Genomic DNA, 15,425 nt, shown 5'->3' with positions numbered 1-15,425 from the left:
CTCACCCCTTGACGGCCCCGATCAGCACGCCCTTGGTGAAGTGGCGCTGCACGAACGGGTAGATGACCAGCGCGGGGACCACGGCGACCACCACGATCGCCATCTTGACGGCCAGCGTCGGCGGCAGGTCGCCCGCGCCGGTGACGCCCACGGTCGCCGTGGGCAGCGGGTTGGAGTCCACCACGTACTGCCGCAGCACCAGCGCCAGCGGCCACTTGCGGGAGTCCTCAAGGTAGAGCATGGCGTTGAACCAGGCGTTCCAGTAGCCGACCGCGTAGAACAGGCCGACGACGGCGGTGACGGCCTTCGACATGGGCAGCACGATCCGCCACAGGATGCGGAACTCGCCCGCCCCGTCGATCCGGGCGCTGTCCATGATCTCGCCGGGGATGTTCATGAAGAACGCCCGCATCACCACCACGTTGAACGCCGACACCGCCGTCGGCAGGATCAGCGACCAGTAGGTGTCCTTCAGCCCGAGCCCGCTGACCATCAGGTAGACGGGGATGATGCCGGGGAAGAACACGAACATCAGCAGCACCGCGAAGAGCAGCGGCCGGTGCAGGAACGAGCCGGGCCGGGCCAGCGAGTACGCGCCGAGGATGCTCACGCACAGGCTGATGGCGGTGCCGACGACGGTGACGCCGGTGGCGACCAGCACGGCCCGCCGCACCACCGTGTCCGAAAATATCTGGATATAGGCGTCGAAAGTGATGCCCTCCGGGATCAGCACCAGCCCGCCCACCCGGTTCACCGTGGCCTTGGAGCTCAGGCTCGTCAGCACGATCGTGTAGAGCGGCAGGAGCACGGCCAGCACGATGACCGTCAGCACCGCGCCCTTGCCGACCCGCCCGGCCGGTGAGGGCGGCTCCTCCCACGCCGCCAGGCCCGACGGCTTCTTCCTCGTCGCCAGCAGAGTCATGATCTCGAATACACCCCTCGCTCGCCGAACGCGTGCGCCACCCGGTTGGCCGCGACGATCAGCAGCAGCCCGACCAGGCCCTTGAACAGCCCGGCGGCCGCGCCGTAGCCGAGATCCCCGGTGCGCAGGCCCGAGTAGAAGACGAACGTGTCGAACACCTCCGACACCTCGCTGCCGACCGCGCCGCGCTGCAGCATGAACTGCTCGAAGCCGACGTTCAGCGCGTCGCCCAGCCGGAGGATCAGCAGCAGGATGATCACCGGTCGCAGCCCCGGGAGCGTGATGTGCCACATCCGGCGCCACCGCTTGGCGCCGTCGACCGCCGCGGCTTCGTACAGGCTGGGGTTGATCGTGCTCAGCGCGGCCAGGAAGATGATCGCCCCCCAGCCGGCGTCCTTCCAGATCGTCTGCGTGGTGAGCAGCAGGATGAACGTGTCGGAGTTCGTCATCCAGTCGACGCCCTCGTGCCCGCGCTCGCGCAGCAGCTGCGCCAGCAGGCCGGCGCCGCCGAACATCTGCTGGAAGATGGCCACCACCAGCACCCAGGAGAAGAAGTACGGCAGGTAGACGACGCCCTGCACGAACGCCCGCAGCCTGGCCGAGACCACGCTGTTGAGCAGCAGCGCCAGCATGATGGGCACCGGGAAGTAGAAGATCAGCTGGAAGGCGGTGATCGACAGCGTGTTGACGATCGCGCGCAGGAACTGCGGGTCCTGGAAGAGCAGCGCGAAGTTGGTGAAGCCGATGACCGGGCTGCCCAGGATGCCGCCCGAGTAGGGGCTGTAGTCCTGGAAGGCGATGATGTTGCCGAGCCCGGGGATCCACCAGAACGCCACCACGAGCAGCAGCATCGGCAGGTTCATCAGCAGCAGCGGCCAGTCGCGGCGCAGCTTGGCGCGCCAGTCCGCGGTCCTGCCGCGTTTCCTGCCGCGTTTCCCGCCGGCCCGGCGCCGGGCCGGCTTCTCGGCGGTCACGGCGGGGGAGCTCACAGCCGGCCGTTCTCCTTGGCGACCTTGCTGTAGAACTCGCGTGCCTCGTTGCCGCCCTGCTCCTGCCATTCCTTCACGATCGTCTTCCACTCGGAGACCGGCCGCTTGCCGCGGTAGATCTCGTTGAGCTTGTCCTCCGTCGGCTGGACCAGGCCCGCCATCTTCGACGGCACCTCCACCCGGATCCCCACGAACGGGTCGTTCTCCAGATACTTGGCCGCGCCGGTCTGCCAGTCCCACAGCGACTGGACGAGGCCGTCGTACTGGCTCATGGAGTTCGCCGGCGGCCGTCCCGACAGGAACATGTACGTGGGCGCGACCTCCTTGCGGCCCAGGGCGGTCTGCGCCACCTTGCCGTCCTCGACCTTGTAGTGCTCGCCCTCGACGCCGTTGTTGACCAGCTCGTACTCCTGGGTCCCGAACGGGGCCGAGCACCAGTCGGCGATGGCCAGCAGCTCGCGGGTGCGGGCGTCGCCCAGGCCCTTCTTGACGAAGCAGAACATGCTGGCGGGCTCGTTGCGCCAGACGATGGGGGCCTGTCCGGCGGTGGCCGCGAACGGCGCCACGGGCTGCTGGTCGAACTTCGGGTTGTCCGGCAGGAAGCGGCCGAGGTTCTCGTGCCAGGAGCCGAGCCCGTCCTTCAGCATCATGAGCTGGCCGCTGCCGAACGGCGCCTTCTGGTCGGCGAACGCGTTGGCCACGATGTTGGGGTGCACCCAGCCGTTCTCGAAGAGCTTGGTCAGGAACTCCACCGCCGCCGCGAACTCGTCGGTCTCGTACTTGTGGACCAGCGTGCCCTGGGCCGTCTTGCGCCACTCGCGGGGAGCGCCGAAGGCGCGCTGGAGCTCCTGGTCGACGCCGCCGAAGGCCCAGCGCTTCTTCTTCGCGTCGGTCAGCTCCTTGCCCAGGGTGAGCAGGTCGTCGGTGCTCTTGGGGTGCGGCAGGCCCAGCTCGTCGAGGATGTCCTGGCGGACGAAGAGGGCGAACGGGAAGGGCTCGTTCTGCCAGGGGATGCCCTGCAGCACGCCGCCGAACACGCCGAACTGCCAGGCGGCCGTGTCGTAGTTGGCCAGCAGCGGGAACTCCTTGGCCTTGTCGCCGGCGAGATAGGGCGACAGGTCGGCGAAGAGCTTGTTGGCCGCCTCGGTGAAGCGGGCGATCTTGATCAGCTCCCAGCCGGGGATCTGCATCAGCTCGGGGACGTCGCCGCTGGCCAGGAGGGTGGAGACCTTCTGCACGTAGGTGTTGCCGTCGGAGATGTTGAACCGGACGGTGCCGCCGAGCCGCTCGTTGACGGCCGCGTAGTAGGAGTTGTCGCCGAGGCCGGGAGGCACCGTGCCCCACAGCGGGGTCATCGCGGTCACCTCCTTGCCGCTGGTGATCGGCTTGGTGGTGACCGCCTGCACCATCTGGGCGGGCCGGGTGAGGAAGCCGGGGGCGACGAACTCGTTGCCGGGCAGGTCGGGCCGCAGGCCGGGGATCTCGTACGGCATACGGGTCGGCACCAGGCCCGCCAGCTTGTCGGCGGCGACCGCGGTGCCCTGGGCGGGCCCCCGCTTCTCGGCGCAGCCGGTCGCCGCCGCCAGGACGCCCGCGCCGACCAGGCCGAGGAACCCTCGGCGAGTCGTCGGATTCATCGCTCGCACCCTTCTCCGAGTGGGAATGGCCAACTAGGATTAATTAGTTGGTATTACGCCCAAACAAATTAGTAGACTGTGACCGCTACCACAAGGGAGCGGCACGGTCACAGGTTGGTGAAGGGAGCCCGCGATGCGGCATGCTGGGGTCACTTCTCGGTGGGAACGGGGCTGATATTGATCACATCCACGACCGGCCCGCAGCCGGCCGACTTCGCGGACGTCCGGGCCACCAATCTCGCGGTCGTGCTCCGGTTCGTACGCGAGCACGCGCCGTGCTCCCGCGCTGACATCGCCGCCAACACGGGGCTCAACAAGGCGACCGTCTCCAGCCTGGTCGCCGACCTGATCGACCGCCGCCTGGTGCGCGAGACCGGGCTCACCGAGAACCGCGTCGGCAGGCCCGCCACCATGCTCGTCCTCGACGGCTCCCCGTACGCCGCGATCGGCGTCGAGATCAACGTCGACTACGTCGCCGCGGTCGCCACCGACCTGGCGGGGCAGCGGCTGCTGGCCTGGCGGCGCTCCTTCAGCGCGGGGGAGTCGGTCAACCAGGGCGTGGCCAACGTCGCGGCCGTCGTCCGGCGGGTGGTCAACCGCATGGCCAAGGAGGAGCGGCAGGTCCTCGGCCTGGCCGTGGCCGTGCCCGGCCTGGTCGACGTGCAGGGCACGGTGCGCATCGCGCCCAACCTCGGCTGGCGCGACGCCGACATCGGCGGCGACCTGGCCAAGGCGCTGCGCGACCCCGGCTTCTCGATCCAGGTCGACAACGACGCCAACCTGGCGGCGCTGGCCGAGCAGCGCTTCGGCGGCAACGCGGGGGCCGACGACCTGGTCTACCTGACCGGGCAGATGGGCGTCGGGGCGGGCGTCATCCTCGACGGGCGGCTGCGCCGCGGCGGCCTCGGCTACAGCGGTGAGCTCGGCCACGTCCAGCTCGACCCCGAGGGCCCCGCCTGCCGCTGCGGGCGGCGCGGGTGCCTGGAGGCGATGGCCGGCATCGGCGCCGTGCTCCGCCGGGCCGACCCGTCACCGGCCGAGATCGAGATCGAGCTGGAGGAGGTCGTCAGGTCCGCGCGGGCCGGCGACGAGGCCACGCTGGCGACGCTCGCCGCCGTGGGCGCCGGCCTGGGCAGGGGCGTGTCGATCATCGCCAACCTGCTCAACCCCCAGGTGGTCATCCTGGGCGGCTACTACGTGGCGCTGGCCCCGTGGCTGCTGCCGCCGGTGCGCGCCGCGGTGCGCGACGGCTCCATCGCGCCGCAGGCCGGAGGCTGCGAGGTGGTGGCCTCCACGCTCGGTCACGACGCGGCGGCGCTGGGCGGGGCGGCGCGGGTGCTCGACTCGCTCGATTCGGGAAGATTGCCCGGCGGAATCTCACGAACCACTTGACCTAGCTTCACAGACGCGTGCACCCTTCATGAAACCCCCAGAAACACCGACGTAACCCCACCGGCCGGTCATCGAAGCGCTTCGACACTCCCCCCAGAGGATGGCCATGCACGAACCCTTCCGCGACCCCGAGATCCCCCTTCCCGACCGGATCGCCGACCTGTCGCGCAGGCTCACGCTCGAGGAGAAGATCGGCCTGCTCCACCAGTACCAGGCGCCGATCGACCGGCTGGGCGTGGCGGCGTTCCGCACCGGCACCGAGGCCCTGCACGGCCTGGCCTGGCTCGGCCCCGCCACGGTGTTCCCGCAGGCCGTCGGGCTGGCCTCCACCTGGGACCCGGAGCTGCTGCGCCGCGTCGGCGAGGCCACCTCCGACGAGGTGCTGGCCTTCCACCACAAGGACCCGACGGGCGCCGGGCGCAACGTGTGGGCCCCCGTCGTCAACCCGCTGCGCGACCCGCGCTGGGGACGCAACGAGGAGGGTTACTCCGAGGACCCGTGGCTCACCGGGCTGCTGGCCGCGGCGTACGCGTGGGGCCTTCGTGGGAGCGATCCCAACGTGCTGAAGACCGCGCCCACGCTCAAGCACTTCCTCGCCTACAACAACGAGACCGACCGCTGCGTCACCTCCAGCAACGTGCCGCCCCGGGTGCTGCACGAGTACGAGCTGCCCGCCTTCAGGCCCGCCATCGAGCAGGGCGCCGCGGTGGCCGTCATGCCCTCCTACAACCTGGTCAACGGCCGGCCCGCGCACCTCAGCCCGCTCATCGGCGAGGCGCTGCGCGCCTGGGCGCCGGACGACCTCCTCGTGGTCAGCGACGCCTACGCGCCCGGCAACCTGGTCACGCTGCAGGGCTACCACGACAGCGCCGCCGACGCGTACGCGCACGCGATCAGAGCTGGGCTGGACAGCTTCACCCAGGACGACGACCGGGCCGAGGCCACGCTCGGGCACGTCAGGGAGGCCCTGGATCGCGGCCTGCTGGCCGAGGACGACATCGACGCCGCCGTGCGTCACCTGCTGTCGATCCGCTTCCGGCTCGGCGAGTTCGACCCCGCGACCCCGTACGACGACGTCACCGAGGAAGTCGTCAACTGCCCGCGCCACCAGGACCTGGCCCGCGAGGCGGCGCGGCGCTCGTTCGTGCTGCTGGAGAACGACGGGCTGCTGCCGCTGCGTGACGTCGCCACCGTCGCGGTCATCGGCCAGCTCGGCGACACGCTCATGGAGGACTGGTACAGCGGGACGCTCCCGTACGCCGTCACCGCACGCGCCGGGCTGGCCGAGCGGTGCGCGACCGTCTTCTGCGAGGGCGTCGACCGGGTGACGATGACCGCCGAGGCGGGCTGCGTGACGGCCGACCCGGCGGGCGGGCCGCTCAGCCTCGGCTCCGAGCCCGGCACGTTCGACGTGTTCGACTGGGGTGGCGGCGCCTACGCGCTGCGCGCCGTGGCCACCGGCCGGTTCGTGTCCGTGGACGACGGCGTGCTGGTCAACGACCAGCCGGGGCCGAACGGCTGGGAGGTGCGCCAGACGTTCCGGATGGAGGAGCGGCCGCGCGGGGCCGTGGCGCTGCGGCACATCTCCACCGGCTGCTACGTCGGCGCCGCGGCCGACGGGACGCTCCGCCTGGTCGACGACGCCGACCAGGCGCTCTGGCTGGTGCCCGAGGTGGTCAGGAGCGGCGCGCGGCAGGCCGCCGAGCTGGCCGCCACCGCCGACGTGGCCGTCGTGGTCGTGGGCGACCACCCGCTGGTGAACGGCCGCGAGACCGAGGACCGCAGCACGCTCGCGCTCGCCCCCGCCCAGGACGCGGTGGTCCAGGCCGTGCTCGCCGCCAACCCGCGCACGGTCATGGTGATCAGCAGCGGCTACCCGCTCACCTGGGGCGCCTCCGGGGTGCCGGCCGTGCTCTGGTCGTCGCACGGCGGGCAGGAGTACGGGCACGCGCTGGCCGAGGTGCTGCTCGGCGACGCGGACCCGGAGGGCCGCCTCACCCAGACCTGGTACCGCTCCGAGCAGGAGCTGCCCGACCTGCTCGACTACGACATCATCACCGCCGACGCCACCTACATGTACTTCCGGGGCATCCCGCGCTACCCGTTCGGGCACGGGCTCGGCTACACCGAGTTCGGCTACTCCGGCCTGACGGTCGAGGTGGACCCCGGGGGCATGGTGCGCGCCTCGGTGACCGTGACCAACACCGGGCCGCGCGAGGGCGTCGAGGTCGTCCAGTTCTACACCCACCAGCAGCGCTCCCGCGTCAAGCAGCCGCTGCGCCGGCTGCGCGGCTTCGAGAAGGTGCGGCTCGCGCCGGGCGAGAGCCGCGTCGTCCGCCTCGACCTGCCCGTGCGCGAGCTGGCCTGCTGGGACGTGACCAGCGGCCGGTTCGTCGTGGAGCGCGCGCCGCACCGGCTCATGGCCGGCCGCAGCGCCACCGACCTGCGCGTCACCGCCCGCTTCGAGGTCGACGGCGAGACCATCCCGCCGCGCCGCGGGCTGCTGCGCGCCGTCGACCACGACGAGTACGACGCGGTCACGTTCACCGAGGCGAGCCGCGAGAACGGCGACGCCGTCCGCGCCGACGCCGAGGGCGCCTGGATCCTGTTCCGGCAGGTGGACCTCAACGGCGCCGCCTCCTGCCTGGCCGTGCTCGGCAGCACCGAAGGCGGCATGATCACGCTGCGGATCGGCGACCCCCTCTACGGGCAGCCGATCGCCACCCTGCCCGTGCCCCGCACCGGACGGTACGACCTGCACGCCATCGTCACCTCCCTTGCGGCCACGCGGGGAGTGCACGATCTTTATGTGGTGTTCGAGAACGAGGGCGTCACGCTGAGCCAGATCGACTTCGGAGCGGCGACTTGAGCGGGCGCACGGTCACCATCACGGAGGTCGCCCGGCACGCCGGCGTGGCCGTCAGCACCGTCTCGTACGTGCTCAGCGGCAAGCGCACGATCTCGGCCGGCACCAGGCGGCGGGTGCTCGACAGCATCGACGCGCTCGGCTACCACCCGCACGCCGGCGCCCGCGCGCTGGCCAGCAAGCGGTCCAACGTGATCGCCCTGGTGCTGCCGCTGCGCGCCGGCATGCACGTGCCGGTGCTGATGCGCTTCGCCAGCGCCGTCGTCACCGCCGCCCGCCGCTTCGACCACGACGTGCTGCTGCTGACCGCCGACGAGGGCACCGACGGCATCAGGCGGGTGGCGGCCAGCGCGCTGGTCGACGCGTTCGTGCTGATGGACGTCGAGCTGGACGACAGCCGGGTGCCGCTGCTGCGCGAGCTGGCCGAGCCCAGCGTGCTCATCGGCTTCCCGGCCGAACCCGCCGGCCTGACCTGCGTCGACCTCGACTTCGCCGCCGCCGGCGCGCAGTGCGTCGCCCACCTGGCCGAGCGCGGCCACTCCCGGATCGCCCTGCTGGGCGCGCCCGCCGTCGTCTACGAGCGCGGCACCGGCTTCGCCCGCCGCACCCGCGAGGGCTTCGTCGCGGCCGTCGCCGCGCACCGGGTGACCGGGGTGGCGCTGCCGTGCGAGGAGACGTTCGACGAGGTGTACTCGACGTTGAGCAGGCTGCTCAGGGACCAGCCGGACCTTTCCGGGCTCGTCGTGCACAACGAGGCCGCGGTCGGCCACGTGCTCAGCGCCCTGCGCCAGCTCGGCAGGCGTGTCCCCGAGGACGTGGCGGTGGTCGCCATCTGCCCCGACGACGTGGCGGAACGTGCCAGCCCTCCGCTCACCTCGGTCCTGATCCCGGCCGAGGAGGTGGGCCGGGAGGCGGTCCGGCTGGTGATGGACAAGCTCGACGGCAAGCCCGCCCCCGACGCCACCCTGCTCACCCCCCACCTGGCCCTGCGCGCCAGCACCTGACCTCAGGTCACGAGGACGACCGTGAAACCGATCAGCAGGGCGGCCGGGATCGCGGGGGACAGCCAGGTGTGCCACCTTACCGGCTTCGCGCTGAGCGGCAGGCCGGGCCAGCGGGTCAGCGCGGCGGCCGTGGCCGCGCCCAGGACCCCCGCCCCCAGGGCCCACACGAACGGCGGGACGACCCCCCAGGCGCCCGCCGTGTGCCCCAGCCCGAGGAACAGCATCCCGTACAGGACGCGGCTCACCACCGACACCCGGTCCAGCCCCGGCGTGCGGAACGCCGAATAGAGCAGGCCCAGCCCTGCGAACGGGAAGGTCAGGGCGAAGACCAGCGGCCGGATCTCCGGGCCGTCGTCGTCCGGCGCCTCGACCCCGAGCAGGCGCAGGCCCACGCCGTCCACCGGCGTGCCGGTGTTGCCCATGACCACCACGCCCCGGCCGGACGCCCGGTCGAAGCCCGCGTAGGTGCGGAACCCGCCGGTCCCGCCGTTGTGCCAGGTGATCTCCCGCTCGCCGTGCCGGGTGGTGAACCAGCCGTAGCCGATCCGCTCGTCCCGGCCGGCGTCGAAGCGTGGCGTCGCGGCGTCCGCGCCCGGCGCGGAGCCCGCCATCACGCCCTGGACGAGCCGGGCCACGTCGTGGGAGGTGGACCAGACGGCGCCGCCCGCGCCCGCGTGGCCGTGGTCGCGCCACGGCTCCATGGGCAGCCCGTTCTTCTCCTCGCCGTGCGCGTGACCGGCGGGCAGCGGCTCGTCCGGCCCGAGCACGACGGTCGAGTCCATGCCGAGCGGGGCGAGGATCCGCCCGCGCAGCAGGTCCTCGTAGCCGGTGCCCGCGTGCTCGGCCAGGGCCTGGCCGAGCAGCGCCACGCCGAGGTTGGAGTACGCGACCTCGCCCCGGCCCTCGGCGGAGACGGCCGCGGCGTCGTCCAGCATGCTCCGCGTCCCCGCCGCGCCGTACGGGTCCTGGCCGGCGAAGACGTACAGGTACGAGCGGAGGAACGAGAGCGGCGTCACGCGGACGCTGGGCACGCCCGCGCGGTGCGAGGAGAGCTCGGCGAGGGTGGCCGACCCGACGGCGGGATCGGAGAAGCGGACGCCCGGCAGCTTGTCGCGCACCGGCGTGCCGGGGGAGAGCCCTTCCCCGGCCAGGCTCGCCAGCAGCATCCCGGTCATCGGCTTGGCGATCGACCCGAGCTCGTAGGACGTGTGCTCGTCCACCGGGCGCGGGTCGGGGCCGCCGGTGTCGCCCACCCCGGCGTGGCGGATCCGGCCGTCCTCGACGAGGGCGACCGACAGCCCCCGGTATCCGCCCTCCCCGGCGGCGCTCCGTACCAGCTTCGCCAGGGCGGGGTCGCCGGTCGTCGCCTCGCCCAGCGCAGGCGGGCTCGGGGCCGGGAACAGGGCGAGGGCGGCCACGACGAGGGCGGCCAGGGCTGCTGCTCGCTTCATAACTCCGATATTACGTAATTTCGGAGTATCCCCAAAACGCCGCGACGGACAGCAAAAAGCGCGCCCCCCGAAGGGAGCGCGCTCATGCTGGTGAGTGAGGATGGGTTACCAGTCGCCGCCACCGAAGTCGCCGCCGCCGAAGTCGCCCCAGCCGCCACCGCCGCCGAAGTCTCCGCCACCGCCGAAGTCGCCGCCGCCGCCGAAGTCACCGCCGGCACCGGCGTCGTAGCCGCCGCCCATCATGCCGCCCATCATCATGCCGCCCATGCCCCAGCCCATCATGGAGCCCATCATGGTGCCGATGAACATGCCGGTCATGATGTCGCCGAAGCCGCCGTAGTAGCCGTAGGCGTACGGCTGGTAGGCCGGGCCCGCGTCGTAGTAGGGACGGCGCTGACCGTCGACCATGACCTCGCGCATCTGCGGGTCGAAGCCGCGCTCCACCGCCTCGGCGTCGGCCTTGCAGGCGGGCACGTCGCGGACCACGCCACCGGGCGGGGCCCAGCGCACGTCGCGCAGGGAGGGGCCGTGCTGCGGGTTGAAGAAGCAGGGGGCGCGCCGCTCGGGCACCGGCTGGTTGTCGACCCTGGCCTTCACCACGGCGAGGGCGTAGCGGCCCTCCTCGAGCGTCCCGGTGACCTCGCGGACCTGGTCGGCCCGCTCGATCGCGGCGAGCTGGGTCTTGGCCTTCTCGTAGGAGTCGAGGGCCTGCGCCCACTCGTCGATGTGCTTGCCGCCCTCGCCGGAGAGCACGACGTCGGTGTCGAGCGCGGTGATCTCCTCACCGAACTTGGTGACGTCCTCCTCGACGGTCTGCTTGACCGCGGCCAGGTCCTTGGCGTCCTGGATGGCCTGCTTCTTCTTCTTGTTGCGCGAGTAGAGGAAGTAGCCGCCACCGCCGGCCACCGCGAGCACGCCCAGCGTGGCCAGCGCGCCGAAGCCGCTGCCGTCGTTGACCGGGCCGGAGTCGAGCGCGGAGCGCGTCTTGCCCTCGGCCATGAGGTTGACCCGGGCGATGAAGTCCTCCATGCCGGAGACGACGTCGTCGTTGTTGCGCACGGCGAGCTTCGACAGCTGGTCGGTCATGCCGGCCTTGCCGAAGTTGGACGCGGCGAACAGCGTCGGGCCGTCGAGCACGGCGACGGTCCACTGGCCGCCCGACGAGGACTTCTTGGCCTCGGACACCGCGTCGCCGAGCTGCTTGATGTAGCCGGCGGGGTCGGTCACCGTGTCGTCGGGCAGCGCGGCCAGATAGATGTCGTTCTTGGAGTCCTTGAGCGCGTCGCGGATCTCGGACTGCTGGTCAGAGCTCAGCGCGGACCCGGACTGCACATAGAGTGGGTCGCCGCCCTTCCAATGGGAGAGCACCGTCTGGGCATCGGGCGGCGCCGCCGCGGCTATGGCCGCAGGGGACAGCGCAAGAGTGACGAATAGACCGGCGACGAGAACCGCGATCGCGGCCCCTGCGCGGCGCAGCGGATGTGTCATTGGCAGCAAGCCTCCTTCGCCCATGAGGACGAACGGGCGGTCGGCAAAGTTCCTCACTGGGCACGTTACCCGCCAGAAGCCCTCCCGGCGCGCGAGCCCCCCGGCGGATCTGGGGAACGCCGGGCGGTCCGCACTTCCGGCATCGCCGATATCGGGCCCGCCTGGGGCCCGATATCGCCGTCACGTGTCCTTGATCTCGCAGATCGTCGCCCCGGACGTGACCGTCTGGCCGACGTCCGCGGAGAGACCGGTGATGACGCCGGACTTGTGCGCCGTCAGCGGCTGCTCCATCTTCATGGCCTCCAGCACCACCACGGTGTCGCCCTCGGCGACCGTGGCGCCGTCGCCGGCCACGACCTTGACGATCGTGCCCTGCATCGGGGAGACCAGCGCGTCGCCGCTCGCGGCCGCCTTCTTCGCGCCGCCCGCCGCGCGCCGGGGCTTCTTCGCGCCCGCCGCGGCGGGCGCGGCCGCGCCGAGGCCCGCGGGCAGCACGACCTCCAGCCGCTTGCCGCCGACCTCGACCGTGACCGTCTCGCGCGGCTCGGGCTCGTCGGCGTGGGTCTCTCCCGCGTACGGGGGGATGGTGTTGTCGAACTCGGTCTCGATCCACCGCGTGTGGACGGTGAACGGGTCGGAGGTGAACGCCGGGTCCGACACGATCGCCCGGTGGAACGGCAGCACCGTCGGCATGCCGTCGATCTCGAACTCGGCCAGCGCGCGCCGCGACCGCTCCAGGGCCTCCAGGCGGGTGCGGCCGGTCACGATCAGCTTGGCCACGAGCGAGTCGAACGCGCCCGGCACGGTCATGCCGGTCTCGTAGCCGGCGTCGAGCCGCACGCCGGGACCCGACGGCGCCCGCATGGCGGTGAGGGTGCCCGGCGCGGGCAGGAAGTTGCGGCCCGCGTCCTCGGCGTTGATGCGGAACTCGATCGAGTGGCCGCGCAGCTCGGGGTCGCCGTAGCCGAGCGGCTCGCCGTCGGCGATCCGGAACATCTCGCGTACGAGGTCGACCCCCGCGACCTCCTCGGTCACCGGGTGCTCGACCTGGAGGCGGGTGTTGACCTCCAGGAAGGAGATCGTGCCGTCCTGGCCGACGAGGAACTCGCAGGTGCCGGCCCCCACGTAGCCGGCCTCCTTGAGAATGGCCTTGGAGCTGGCGTAGAGGATGTCGAGCTGCTCCTGGCTGAGGAAGGGCGCGGGGGCCTCCTCCACGAGCTTCTGGTGGCGGCGCTGCAGGGAGCAGTCGCGGGTGCTGACCACGACGACGTCGCCGTGGCTGTCGGCCAGGCACTGGGTCTCGACGTGCCGCGGCCGGTCGAGGTAGCGCTCGACGAAGCACTCGCCCCGGCCGAAGGCGGCCACCGCCTCGCGCACCGCCGACTCGTACAGCTCGGCGACCTCCTCCAGCCAGCGGGCGACCTTGATGCCGCGCCCGCCGCCGCCGTAAGCGGCCTTGATCGCGATCGGCAGGCCGTGCTCCTCGGCGAACGCGACGACCTCGTCGGCCCCGGACACGGGGTCCTTGGTGCCGGCGACCAGCGGCGCGCCCACCTTCTGGGCGATGTGCCTGGCCTGCACCTTGTCGCCGAGCGCGGCGATGGCGGAGGGCGGCGGGCCGATCCAGATCAGGCCCGCGTCGATGACCGCCTGGGCGAAGCCGGCGTTCTCGGCCAGGAAGCCGTAACCGGGGTGCACCGCGTCGGCGCCCGACCGCGCCGCGACGTCGAGCAGCTTGCCGAAGTCGAGGTAGGTCTCCGCGGGCGACTGACCGCCCAGCGCGTACGCCTCGTCGGCGACTTTCACGTGGAGGGCGTCCCGGTCCTGCTCGGCGTAGACGGCCACGCTCCCGATCCCGGCGTCCTTGCACGCGCGAGCCACCCGTACGGCGATCTCGCCGCGATTGGCGATGAGAACCTTCTGCACCGACATCCATCCTTCCTCGGCGAGCACTGAGGGGAGTGTAAGTGCTGCAAATCGATCATCCGCAGGTGGGTCGGGTCGTAGGGGGCCATAGCCGCTCGGTATGGAGGCCGACGAGGCGGTGGGGGCGCATCTAGGGTGAGGGCGCTTCCCCGTCCGACTCAGCGTCCCCAACCAGGTCCCCAACCAGGAGGTTTGCGTGAGCCAGAGCATGCTCGGCGGCGACCCTGCAGAGATGCAGGCGATGTCCGCTCAGTTCAAGCAGCAGTCCGAGGCGGTGCGCGCCACGATGGCGGCGCTGGACAAGGAGGCCGCCAAGGTCGGCACGGCCTGGACCGGCCCGGGAGCCCAGAAGTTCCAGGGCGCCTGGCAGAACTACCGGACCGCCTTCCAGCGCATGACCGAGGAGCTCGTCGAGGCGTCCCGGGTCATCGACACCTACCGGGGCAACATCGAGTCCGCGACCCGCTGACGGCGGCGCCGCGGAGGCCCCGGTCCGGGGTCGGGGCCTCCGCGCGCCGGCCCGGGCGCGCTACGCTTTCCCGACATGATCGGTCGCGCCCTCCTGGCGAGCCTGCTCGCCCTGCACCTCGCCGCGGTTCCCGCGGCGGCCGCGCCCGACGACTGCAGACCGGAGAAGGGCACGCTCCAGCTGCCCGCCGGCGAGCCGTGGGCGCAGAAACGTCTCGACGTCAAGAACGCCTGGCGGCTGACCAGGGGCGCCGGGGTGACGGTCGCCGTCATCGACAGCGGCGTCGACTACGGCCACCCGCAGCTGCGCGTCTCCAAGATCGTCGACGAGACGCACACCGGTCACCACGACTGCGTCGGCCACGGCACCGCCGTCTCCGGCATCATCGCCGCCCGCTACGTGGCCGGCGTCCCCTTCCACGGCGTCGCGCCCGACGCCAGGCTCGTCGTGCTCAAGCAGAGCAACAAGAGAGACGGCGACATCCGCAAGCTGGTCGACGCCATCAACCACGCGGTCGACGCCGGGGCCGATGTGATCAACGTCTCCGTGCGCGCCTCCGACCACACGTCCCTGCGGGCCGCGGTGCAGCGGGCGCTGGCCAGCGACATCGTCGTGGTGGCCGCCGCCGGGAACGTCACCGGCCCCGACGACGAGAGCGTGCCCGCCTATCCCGCGGCCTACGACGGCGTGCTGTCCGTGGGCGGGGCCGCGCCCGACGGCCGCCGCGTCGACTCCTCCAACGCCGCCACCCCGGTCGGCGTGGTCGGCCCCGGCACGGACATCACCGCCCCCTGGCCGGGCAAGGCCTACAAGCGCGGCCTGGAGGGCACCAGCTACGCCACCCCGTACGTGGCCGGCACCGCCGCCCTGGTCCGGGCCCGCTTCCCCGGGCTCAACCAGGAGCAGGTGCGCCGGCGCATCATCGCCACCGCCGACGGCACGGCCGGCGCGGGCACCGGCGCGGGCATGGTGAACCCGGTGCTCGCGGTCACGGCCGTGCTGCCGTACGAGGCCGCCAACGCGCCCGTGGTGGCCGATCCGCCGCCGACCGCGCTGCCTGCCGACGCCATCGCCAAGGTCCCGCCCCGCGACGAGACCGCCATCGGCATCGCCACGGCGGTGGGGGGCGGGGCGCTGCTCGCCGCCATGGTGGCGGTGGCGCTGGCGCTGCTCGTGCCGCTGGGCCGGCGCCGGGGCTGGCGGCCCGGCCGGACGTCTTGAGGCTGTCCTGTGGGTGAATTGTCAATTCGTCGGTGAAACTACTGATGCAAAAGTGGTAGA

The 15,425-nt window shown here is 72.0% G+C and carries 11 protein-coding genes; 5 read left to right on the top strand and 6 right to left on the bottom strand.

Annotation, left to right across the window (positions count from 1 at the left end; genetic code table 11):
- Nucleotide 1: 1 nt before the first annotated feature.
- The 3 genes from ACIBF7_RS28350 to ACIBF7_RS28340 are packed head-to-tail and all read right to left on the bottom strand — an operon-like array spanning nucleotide 2 to nucleotide 3,548.
- Complete coding sequence (locus ACIBF7_RS28350) at nucleotides 2-922, bottom strand: carbohydrate ABC transporter permease (RefSeq protein WP_397198526.1); 921 nt, start codon at nucleotides 920-922, stop codon at nucleotides 2-4.
- Nucleotides 919-1,980, bottom strand: a complete 1,062-nt coding sequence (locus tag ACIBF7_RS28345; RefSeq protein WP_148036974.1) for a sugar ABC transporter permease — start codon at nucleotides 1,978-1,980, stop codon at nucleotides 919-921. The genes ACIBF7_RS28350 and ACIBF7_RS28345 overlap by 4 nt, the downstream gene beginning before the upstream one ends.
- Nucleotides 1,908-3,548, bottom strand: coding sequence for an extracellular solute-binding protein (locus tag ACIBF7_RS28340; protein ID WP_397198525.1), 1,641 nt, complete (start codon nucleotides 3,546-3,548; stop codon nucleotides 1,908-1,910). The genes ACIBF7_RS28345 and ACIBF7_RS28340 overlap by 73 nt, the downstream gene beginning before the upstream one ends.
- A 177-nt stretch (nucleotides 3,549-3,725) precedes the next feature.
- On the opposite strand from ACIBF7_RS28340, the gene ACIBF7_RS28335 reads away from it, so the two are divergent.
- From ACIBF7_RS28335 to ACIBF7_RS28325, 3 genes are all read left to right on the top strand, one after another.
- The gene (locus tag ACIBF7_RS28335) at nucleotides 3,726-4,940 is read left to right on the top strand and encodes an ROK family transcriptional regulator (RefSeq protein WP_148036976.1); all 1,215 of its coding nucleotides are present in this window, start codon (nucleotides 3,726-3,728) and stop codon (nucleotides 4,938-4,940) included.
- Nucleotides 4,941-5,046: 106 nt separating this feature from the next.
- Nucleotides 5,047-7,809, top strand: coding sequence for a glycoside hydrolase family 3 C-terminal domain-containing protein (locus ACIBF7_RS28330; RefSeq protein WP_397198524.1), 2,763 nt, complete (start codon nucleotides 5,047-5,049; stop codon nucleotides 7,807-7,809).
- Nucleotides 7,806-8,810, top strand: coding sequence for a LacI family DNA-binding transcriptional regulator (locus ACIBF7_RS28325; protein WP_219543646.1), 1,005 nt, complete (start codon nucleotides 7,806-7,808; stop codon nucleotides 8,808-8,810). The genes ACIBF7_RS28330 and ACIBF7_RS28325 overlap by 4 nt, the downstream gene beginning before the upstream one ends.
- A gap of 2 nt (nucleotides 8,811-8,812) precedes the next feature.
- Here ACIBF7_RS28325 and ACIBF7_RS28320 read toward each other — a convergent pair whose 3' ends face one another.
- From ACIBF7_RS28320 to ACIBF7_RS28310, 3 genes are all read right to left on the bottom strand, one after another.
- Nucleotides 8,813-10,261 carry a serine hydrolase gene (locus ACIBF7_RS28320; protein WP_271279935.1) on the bottom strand — a complete coding sequence of 483 codons (1,449 nt, stop codon included), beginning with the start codon at nucleotides 10,259-10,261 and terminating at the stop codon, nucleotides 8,813-8,815.
- A 105-nt stretch (nucleotides 10,262-10,366) separates the two neighbouring features.
- Nucleotides 10,367-11,749, bottom strand: a complete 1,383-nt coding sequence (locus ACIBF7_RS28315) for a hypothetical protein (RefSeq protein ID WP_261809081.1) — start codon at nucleotides 11,747-11,749, stop codon at nucleotides 10,367-10,369.
- A 180-nt stretch (nucleotides 11,750-11,929) separates the two neighbouring features.
- Nucleotides 11,930-13,675 (bottom strand): acetyl/propionyl/methylcrotonyl-CoA carboxylase subunit alpha, encoded by a 1,746-nt coding sequence (locus ACIBF7_RS28310; RefSeq protein ID WP_397198590.1) that lies wholly within the window; start codon nucleotides 13,673-13,675, stop codon nucleotides 11,930-11,932.
- A gap of 196 nt (nucleotides 13,676-13,871) precedes the next feature.
- Between ACIBF7_RS28310 and ACIBF7_RS28305 the strand changes: the two genes are divergently transcribed.
- Both ACIBF7_RS28305 and ACIBF7_RS28300 read left to right on the top strand, forming a co-directional pair.
- Nucleotides 13,872-14,144: a WXG100 family type VII secretion target gene (locus ACIBF7_RS28305; protein WP_261809082.1), complete on the top strand. Its 273-nt coding sequence runs from the start codon at nucleotides 13,872-13,874 to the stop codon at nucleotides 14,142-14,144.
- A 75-nt stretch (nucleotides 14,145-14,219) separates the two neighbouring features.
- Nucleotides 14,220-15,365, top strand: a complete 1,146-nt coding sequence (locus tag ACIBF7_RS28300; RefSeq protein WP_345482817.1) for a S8 family serine peptidase — start codon at nucleotides 14,220-14,222, stop codon at nucleotides 15,363-15,365.
- Nucleotides 15,366-15,425: the final 60 nt, after the last annotated feature.

The sequence above is a fragment of the Nonomuraea sp. NPDC050478 genome, from assembly GCF_044458265.1.
GTDB lineage: Bacteria > Actinomycetota > Actinomycetes > Streptosporangiales > Streptosporangiaceae > Nonomuraea > Nonomuraea ferruginea.
The sequence above is the reverse complement of the archived record's forward strand: the minus strand, read 5'-3'. Positions and strand labels throughout refer to the sequence as shown.

Excerpts from the sequence above, each read along its gene's own strand:
- ACIBF7_RS28350 (WP_397198526.1), bottom strand. The coding sequence starts at position 922 with ATGACTCTGCTGGCGACGAGGAAGAAGCCGTCGGGCCTGGCGGCGTGG.
- ACIBF7_RS28345 (WP_148036974.1), bottom strand. The coding sequence starts at position 1,980 with ATGGCAGGAGCAGGGCGGCAACGAGGCACGCGAGTTCTACAGCAAGGT.
- ACIBF7_RS28340 (WP_397198525.1), bottom strand. The coding sequence starts at position 3,548 with ATGAATCCGACGACTCGCCGAGGGTTCCTCGGCCTGGTCGGCGCGGGC.
- ACIBF7_RS28330 (WP_397198524.1), top strand. The coding sequence starts at position 5,047 with ATGCACGAACCCTTCCGCGACCCCGAGATCCCCCTTCCCGACCGGATC.
- ACIBF7_RS28320 (WP_271279935.1), bottom strand. The coding sequence starts at position 10,261 with ATGAAGCGAGCAGCAGCCCTGGCCGCCCTCGTCGTGGCCGCCCTCGCC.
- ACIBF7_RS28315 (WP_261809081.1), bottom strand. The coding sequence starts at position 11,749 with ATGACACATCCGCTGCGCCGCGCAGGGGCCGCGATCGCGGTTCTCGTC.
- ACIBF7_RS28300 (WP_345482817.1), top strand. The coding sequence starts at position 14,220 with ATGATCGGTCGCGCCCTCCTGGCGAGCCTGCTCGCCCTGCACCTCGCC.